Origin of the sequence: Burkholderia puraquae, assembly GCF_002099195.1 — a bacterium.
GTDB lineage: Bacteria > Pseudomonadota > Gammaproteobacteria > Burkholderiales > Burkholderiaceae > Burkholderia > Burkholderia puraquae.
Window position 1 is genome coordinate 158371 of sequence record NZ_NBYX01000017.1, and the last position, 6368, is coordinate 164738.

A 6368-nucleotide genomic window follows, 5' to 3' on the forward strand; every position below is an offset into this window, starting at 1 on the left:
ACGACCGGCGCAGGCACTGCCGTTTGCCCGCCGGCACTGAGAGAACATGGGACGTCACACATGGAAGCATGTAACCGAGACGCGACCATTCAGAGAGCCTGGTTGCGCCGATATCGATCGGTCCGTCGCGACACGCCATTCCCCCGATCACGCCGGAATTCACCCTGCGGCGCACGAACCGGAACCGGTCATGCCGGGTAAGGACGCGCTCGTCGCCATGGCGCTCGGCGTCGTGCTGCTCGTGCTGGCCGGCATGCTCGCCGTCACGGCCGGCCAGGCGACCGGCCACCTGGTCCGTGCGCCGGGCACGGTCGTGCGCATCGTGCAGGACAGCGACGCGCTGCGCGCGTACCGGCCGATCGTCGCGTACCTCGCGAACGACGGCCAGCGCCGCGAAGTCGCCGGCAATACCGCATCGACCGTCCCCGCCTACGATATCGGCGAGAACGTCGAGGTATGGCTTGACCCCACCCACCCCGACCGCCCCGCACTGATCGACGATTTCACGCAACGCTGGTTTCCGGCGGCCGTGTCGGCGCTGCTCGCCATCGCGTCGCTCGCAATCGGCGGCCTCCTGATCGCCGGCGGGCGCCGTCGCCGGGCCTCCGAGCCACCGCCGACCCGCGCCGCCCGCCAGCACGCACGGCGCCGCTGGGATATCGCGATCGTGCTGATTCCGATTGCGGTCGGCACCGGCTTCGTCGCTGGCGCCGGCGCGGCCGGCCTGCGCCAGTGGCAGATCGTCCACCACTACGCGCGTTCGACCGGCCATGTCGTCGAGATCGCGCAAAACGCGCGCTCGCCCCGCGCGCGCACGGCACTGTATTCGGCGATCGTCGCGTTCACGACCGAGAGCGGACGCCAGGTCACGTTCGCCCAGGGTTCGGCGTCGTCGCATCCGGGCCTGCGCGAAGGCGAAGCGGTCAACGTACTGTACGACCCGGTCACACCCGAGCGCGCGGTCGTCGACCGCTTCTGGGATCGCTGGGGCCTCACGGCCATCCTGTTCGCGATCGGCGCGCCGTTCCTCGCGGCCGGGCTGTTCGTCGCCGCGACGCTATGGCCGGAACATCCGCCGCACGAAGCCGCTCCATGACGTTCGCGCGCCCGCCGCGCACCGCGTGGCACGCCCACCGGCACGGCGCGCACGTCACCGCTCCCTGAACGCCTCCACCTTCGCGCGGTTCCCGCACGTACGCATGTCGCACCAGCGGCGCCCGACGCCGCGGCCGCGATCGACGAAGAACCACGTGCACCGGCCGCACTGCCGCACCCGCGCGAAATCGTCGCTGCGCAGCAGTTGCTCGAAGCCGAGTGCGGCCGCATCGACCCAGCGCGACGCGGCACGCGCGTCGGGCCGCCATGCGAACCGGCCGTCGACCGCATCGAACGCGCTGCGCCCGATCGCCTCGCGGATCGCGGCGGTGAGCCGGTCCGCCGCGCGCGCGCCGGCCGTGCCGCCACCTCCGGCCGCCAGGTGCGCGACCGCGATGTAAGCGTCCTCGCGAAAGCGATGCAGCGCCACCAGCGCGCCGGCGGCGTCCTGCCGCGCATGACGCAGAAGCCGCGCCAGATCGGCCGGCGCCAGCAGCCCCGAGCGCTCCGCCCACGCATGGACGGCCGGCCAGTCGACGAGCTTGTCCGCGTCGCGCGTCTTGCCCGTGTCGGCCACCGTGTTGAGGAAGTCGAGCGCCGGATGGCCGCCAACGAAATCGGCGGCACCCCATTCATGCGCGTGTCGCGCGGGCTCGTGTCGAGTAACCATTTATTTTCACCTATCGGTTTCACACCCGGACAATCCGGAGTAACCTGTTAACAGCCAAAACAGGTTAGCACGGAGATGCCGATGCTCGAACTCGCCAACCGCTTCATTTTCGAAGGTCACCGGATTGCCTGGGGAACGCTCGGCGACGGCCCGCCGCTCGTGCTGGTGCACGGCACGCCGTTTTCGTCGCAGGTGTGGCGCCGGATCGCACCGTGGCTCGCGCGGCGCCGTCGCGTATTCTTCTACGACCTGCTCGGCTACGGTCAGTCCGACATGCCGGACGCTGACGTGTCGCTCGGCCGCCAGAACCGGCTGTTCGGAGCACTGCTCGACGAGTGGAACATTTCGCGACCGCACGTGCTCGCACATGACTACGGCGGCGCAACCGTGCTGCGCGCGCACTTCCTCGACGGCGTCGCGTATGCGGATCTCACGCTCGTGAATCCGGTCGCGATCGCGCCGCAGGGTTCGCCGTTCGTGCGCCACGTCGCGCAGCACGAAGCCGCGTTCACCGGATTGCCTGCGTATGCGCATCACGCGCTCGTGTCGGCCTATCTCGGCAATGCGGTCGCCCGGCCGCTGAGCGACGAGGCGCTGTCGATCTACCGCGCGCCGTGGCTCACGCCGGCCGGTCAGGCCGCGTTCTATCGCCAGATTGCGCAGATGCGCCAGCACTACATCGAGGAAGCCGAGGCCCGCTACGCGCCGCCGGACTTTCCGGTGCGCATCGTGTGGGGCGAGGACGACGCATGGATTCCGCTCGAACAGGGGCAGGCACTCGCCGATCGCATCGCGGACAGCCAGCTGATCAGGGTGCCGCGCGCGGGCCACCTGGTGCAGGAAGATGCGCCGGAGGCGATCGTGGCGGCGGTGCTCGACGGGCCACGGCACGGTTGATCGCCACCGGTACCGCATGTCGCGTCAGAACACCGGCACACCCTGCGCGAGCGTCGAGATGAACTTCGCGGTGCGCGGATCGCGCGGGTCGCCGAACAGGTCGCGCGATGCACCGGCCTCGACGACGCGGCCCTCCGCGAGAAACACCGCGTCGTGTGCGATCGATGCGGCCAGGCGCAGGTCGTGCGTGGCCATCAGCATCGTCGTGCCTTCGCGCGCAAGCTGGCGCAGCACCTCGACCACTTCGACGGACAGCTCCGGATCGAGCGCCGACGTCGGCTCGTCGCACAGCAGCACCTGCGGCGATGGCGCAAGCGCACGGGCAATCGCGACGCGTTGCTGCTGGCCGCCCGACAGCGTGCCGGGCCACGCATCGGCCTTGTCCGCGATGCCGACCTTCTCGAGCAGCGCGAGCGCGCGTTCGCGGGCCCGTTCGCGCGGCCAGCGCTGCACGGTGACGAGCCCTTCCATCACGTTCTGAACGACGCTCAGGTGCGGAAACAGCTGGAAGTTCTGGAACACCATGCCGGTCTGGCGGCGCACCGCGAACACGGCGTCGCGCGCCGGCCGGTGCGCCGGCGAGAAATCGATGCGTGCGTCGCCGACCGTCAGCGCCCCCGTCTCGGGCACTTCGAGCAGGTTCACGCAACGCAGCAGCGTGCTCTTGCCGCTGCCCGACGGCCCGATCAGCGCCGTCACGCTGCCGGGCTGCAACGCGAGGTCGATTCCGTGCAACACACGATGCGTGCCGAACGACTTGTCGATGCGTTCGAGCCGGATCATCGCAACTCCGCCTGGAACAGCGCATGCCGGCCGAAACGGGCTTCGAGGCGACGTTGCAGCGTCGACAGCACCGAGCTGAGCAGCAGATAAACCAGTGCGGCTTCCGTATAGAGAATCATCGGCTCGTAGGTCACGGCCGCGATCCGCTGCGCGGCCTGGAAGATCTCCGGCACGGTCAGCACGGCCGCGAGCGACGTGTCCTTCACGAGCGAAATGAACGAATTCGACAGCGCCGGCAGCGCGACACGCGCGGCCTGCGGCAGGATCGCGCGGCGCAGCGCCTGCGGGCGCGTCATCGCCATCGAATACGCGGCTTCCCACTGCCCCTTCGGAATCGATTCGATCACGCCGCGGATCACCTCGGCGTTGTAGGCGCCGACGTTCAGCGAGAAGCCGATCACCGCAGCCGTCAGCGGATCGAGCACGATGCCGACGCTCGGCAAGCCGTAGAAGATCACGAACAGCTGCACGAGCAGCGGCGAACCACGAAACAGCCAGATATAGAAACGCACGGTGGCCTGCGCCCAGCGCGGCCCGAACAGCCGCACGAGCGCCGCGCCGAATGCGAGCAGCAGGCCGATCGCGAACGACGCGAGCGTGAGCGGCACCGTGAACACGAGGCCCGCGACGAGCAGGGGCCGCAGCGATTCCGCCATCAGGTGAAGCCAGGCCGGCATCGTTCAGCCTCGCGTCACGGCTGCGACACGTCGCGGCCGAAATACTTCTGCGAGATCTTCGCATAGGTGCCGTCGGCCTTGATGTCCGCGAGCGCCTTGTCGATCGCGGCCACCAGCGCGGGGCTGCCCTTGCGCAGCAGCACGCCCGATGCGTCGCCGGCGCCACCCGTGTCGGTCGCCGCGATCTTCAGTTTCGCGTCCGGCTTGTGCTTGCGGAAATCGAGGTACGACAGCGAATCGTTGATCGTCGCGTCGACGCGCCCCGAGCTCAGCAGGTCGATCGATTCGTTGAAGCCCTGCACGGGCACGACGTCCGCGCCGTGCGCGGCCGCGAGCTTGCCGAAATTGCTGGTCAGCGTGTTCGCGGATTTCTTGCCCTTGAGGTCGTCGAACGAGCGGATCGTCGTGTTGTCCGCGCGCACGATCAGCACCGCGTGCGACGTGATGTACGGCGTCGAGAAATCGTATTTCGCCTTGCGCGCGTCGGTGATCGACACTTCGTTGACGACCGCGTCGTAGCGGTTCACGTCGAGGCCCGCGATCAGCCCGTCCCACTTGCCTTCGACGAACTGCGGCTTCACGCCGAGACGCTGCGCGATCGCGGTCGCGATGTCGACGTCGAAGCCCGTCAGCTTGCCGGTTTCGTCGTGGTACGTGAACGGCGCGTACGTGCCTTCGGTGCCGACCCGGAACACGCCGGACGACTTGATCTGCGACAGGTCGTCGGCAGCCAGTGCGCTCGTGACCGAAACGGCCTGCAGCATGGCGACGACCAGGATGGAGCGAAGGAATTTCATGGTGCGGACCCCGAATGATTGGAGGGAATGTTCCCGCGGCACGCGTGTGCCGTTCGAGAGGTCCGCGAATTCTACCGACGCGTCGGGGCCCGGCAAAAACGCAAATCGGCTAACGATATGAGCCGATCGAATAACGCCCGCACCGGCTGCGGAGCCGGGCGCGGGCGCCTTACACGTCACTTACCACGGCAGCGAATACGTCTTCGTATTCGTGAAGCTCTTCATCGCTTCCTGCACGCCTTCCTTGTACCCGAGCCCCGAATCCTTCACGCCGCCGAACGGCGTCAGTTCGAGCCGGTAGCCCGGCACTTCGCGCACGTTCACGCTGCCGACTTCCAGCTCGGTGATGAAGCGCGTGATGTTGTCGAAGCGGTTCGTGCAGACCGACGACGACAGCGCATAGTCGGTGCTGTTCGACATCCGGATCGCTTCGTCGATGTCGCGAAAACGCATGATCGGCGACACGGGGCCGAACGTCTCGTACTTCACGAGCGGCATGTCGGGCGTCACGCGATCGATCACCGTCGGCGAATACAGCGCGCCGCTGCGGACGTTGCCGACCAGGAGCCGCGCACCGCGCGCGATCGCGTCGTTCACCTGCTGCTCGCAGAATTTCGCGGCCGCCTCGTCGATCACCGTGCCCATGTCGACCGACGGATCGGACGGATTGCCGTACGACCAGGCGTTGGTTTTCTCGACGACGAGCGCCGTGAAGCGATCGGCCACCGATTCATGCACGAGCATCCGCTTGATCGCCGTGCAGCGCTGCCCCGAGTTCTTGTACGAACCCGACACCGCCAGCGTGCTCGCTTCGTCGAGATCGGCGTCTTCCATCACGATGATCGGATCGTTGCCGCCGAGTTCGAGCACCGCGCGCCGGTAGCCCATTCGCGACGCGATCGACTTGCCGATCGACACGCCGCCCGTGAACGTGATCAGGTCGATCGCGGGGTTCGTGATCAGTTCGTCGGCAATCTCCGCCGGGTCGCCGGTGATCACTTGCAGCATCTGCGGCGGCAGCCCGGCTTCGTACAGGATGTCCGCGAACAGGTAGCACGACAGCGGCACCTTCTCCGACGGCTTCACGACGATCCGGTTGTTGGTCGCGACCGACGGCACGATCTTGTGCGCGACCTGGTTCATCGGATGGTTGAACGGCGTGATCGCGGAAATCACGCCGAGCAACGGATCGCGCTGCGTGTACACGCGACGCTTCTTGCCGTGCGGCGTCAGGTCGCACGAGAAGATCTGCCCGTCGTCCTTCAGCACCTCGCCCGCGCCGAACGTCAGCACGTCGGCCACGCGGCCCGCCTCGTACGTCGAATCCTTGAGGCACAGGCCGGCCTCGGCCGTGATCAGCGCTGCAATCTCGGCGGTGCGCGAGCGCACGATGTCGGCCGCGCGACGCAGGATCGCCGCGCGATCGTGACGCGTGAGCGTCGGCCGGTA

The 6368-nt window shown here is 67.9% G+C and carries 7 protein-coding genes; 2 read left to right on the forward strand and 5 right to left on the reverse strand.

Annotated features, from left to right (window positions below; genetic code table 11):
* The first annotated feature begins 190 nt into the window (after nucleotides 1–190).
* Nucleotides 191–1096, forward strand: a complete 906-nt coding sequence (locus B7G54_RS27710; protein WP_425266525.1) for a DUF3592 domain-containing protein — start codon at nucleotides 191–193, stop codon at nucleotides 1094–1096.
* A gap of 54 nt (nucleotides 1097–1150) precedes the next feature.
* On the opposite strand, the gene B7G54_RS27715 is transcribed toward B7G54_RS27710, so the two are convergent.
* Nucleotides 1151–1765: a CGNR zinc finger domain-containing protein gene (locus B7G54_RS27715; RefSeq protein WP_085041953.1), complete on the reverse strand. Its 615-nt coding sequence runs from the start codon at nucleotides 1763–1765 to the stop codon at nucleotides 1151–1153.
* A gap of 81 nt (nucleotides 1766–1846) precedes the next feature.
* On the opposite strand from B7G54_RS27715, the gene B7G54_RS27720 reads away from it, so the two are divergent.
* Nucleotides 1847–2662: an alpha/beta fold hydrolase gene (locus tag B7G54_RS27720; protein WP_085041966.1), complete on the forward strand. Its 816-nt coding sequence runs from the start codon at nucleotides 1847–1849 to the stop codon at nucleotides 2660–2662.
* 24 nt (nucleotides 2663–2686) lie between these two features.
* Here the strand turns inward: B7G54_RS27720 and B7G54_RS27725 are convergent, their stop codons facing one another.
* From B7G54_RS27725 to phnY, 4 genes are all read right to left on the reverse strand, one after another.
* On the reverse strand, nucleotides 2687–3445 hold the full coding sequence (locus B7G54_RS27725; protein ID WP_085041954.1) for an amino acid ABC transporter ATP-binding protein: 759 nt from the start codon (nucleotides 3443–3445) through the stop codon (nucleotides 2687–2689).
* Nucleotides 3442–4122, reverse strand: coding sequence for an amino acid ABC transporter permease (locus B7G54_RS27730; RefSeq protein ID WP_085041955.1), 681 nt, complete (start codon nucleotides 4120–4122; stop codon nucleotides 3442–3444). Before B7G54_RS27730 ends, B7G54_RS27725 begins: the two co-directional genes overlap by 4 nt.
* Nucleotides 4123–4136: 14 nt before the next feature.
* Nucleotides 4137–4919 carry an amino acid ABC transporter substrate-binding protein gene (locus B7G54_RS27735; RefSeq protein WP_085041956.1) on the reverse strand — a complete coding sequence of 261 codons (783 nt, stop codon included), beginning with the start codon at nucleotides 4917–4919 and terminating at the stop codon, nucleotides 4137–4139.
* A 180-nt stretch (nucleotides 4920–5099) separates the two neighbouring features.
* The coding region (gene phnY, locus B7G54_RS27740) for a phosphonoacetaldehyde dehydrogenase (protein ID WP_085041957.1) at nucleotides 5100–6368 on the reverse strand (1269 nt) is incomplete at its 5' end.

Bases quoted from the DNA above. Each gene is read 5' to 3' on its own strand.
- B7G54_RS27720 (WP_085041966.1), top strand. From the start codon at position 1,847: ATGCTCGAACTCGCCAACCGCTTCATTTTCGAAGGTCACCGGATTGCC.
- B7G54_RS27730 (WP_085041955.1), bottom strand. From the start codon at position 4,122: ATGCCGGCCTGGCTTCACCTGATGGCGGAATCGCTGCGGCCCCTGCTC.
- B7G54_RS27715 (WP_085041953.1), bottom strand. From the start codon at position 1,765: ATGGTTACTCGACACGAGCCCGCGCGACACGCGCATGAATGGGGTGCC.
- B7G54_RS27735 (WP_085041956.1), bottom strand. From the start codon at position 4,919: ATGAAATTCCTTCGCTCCATCCTGGTCGTCGCCATGCTGCAGGCCGTT.
- B7G54_RS27725 (WP_085041954.1), bottom strand. From the start codon at position 3,445: ATGATCCGGCTCGAACGCATCGACAAGTCGTTCGGCACGCATCGTGTG.
- B7G54_RS27710 (WP_425266525.1), top strand. From the start codon at position 191: ATGCCGGGTAAGGACGCGCTCGTCGCCATGGCGCTCGGCGTCGTGCTG.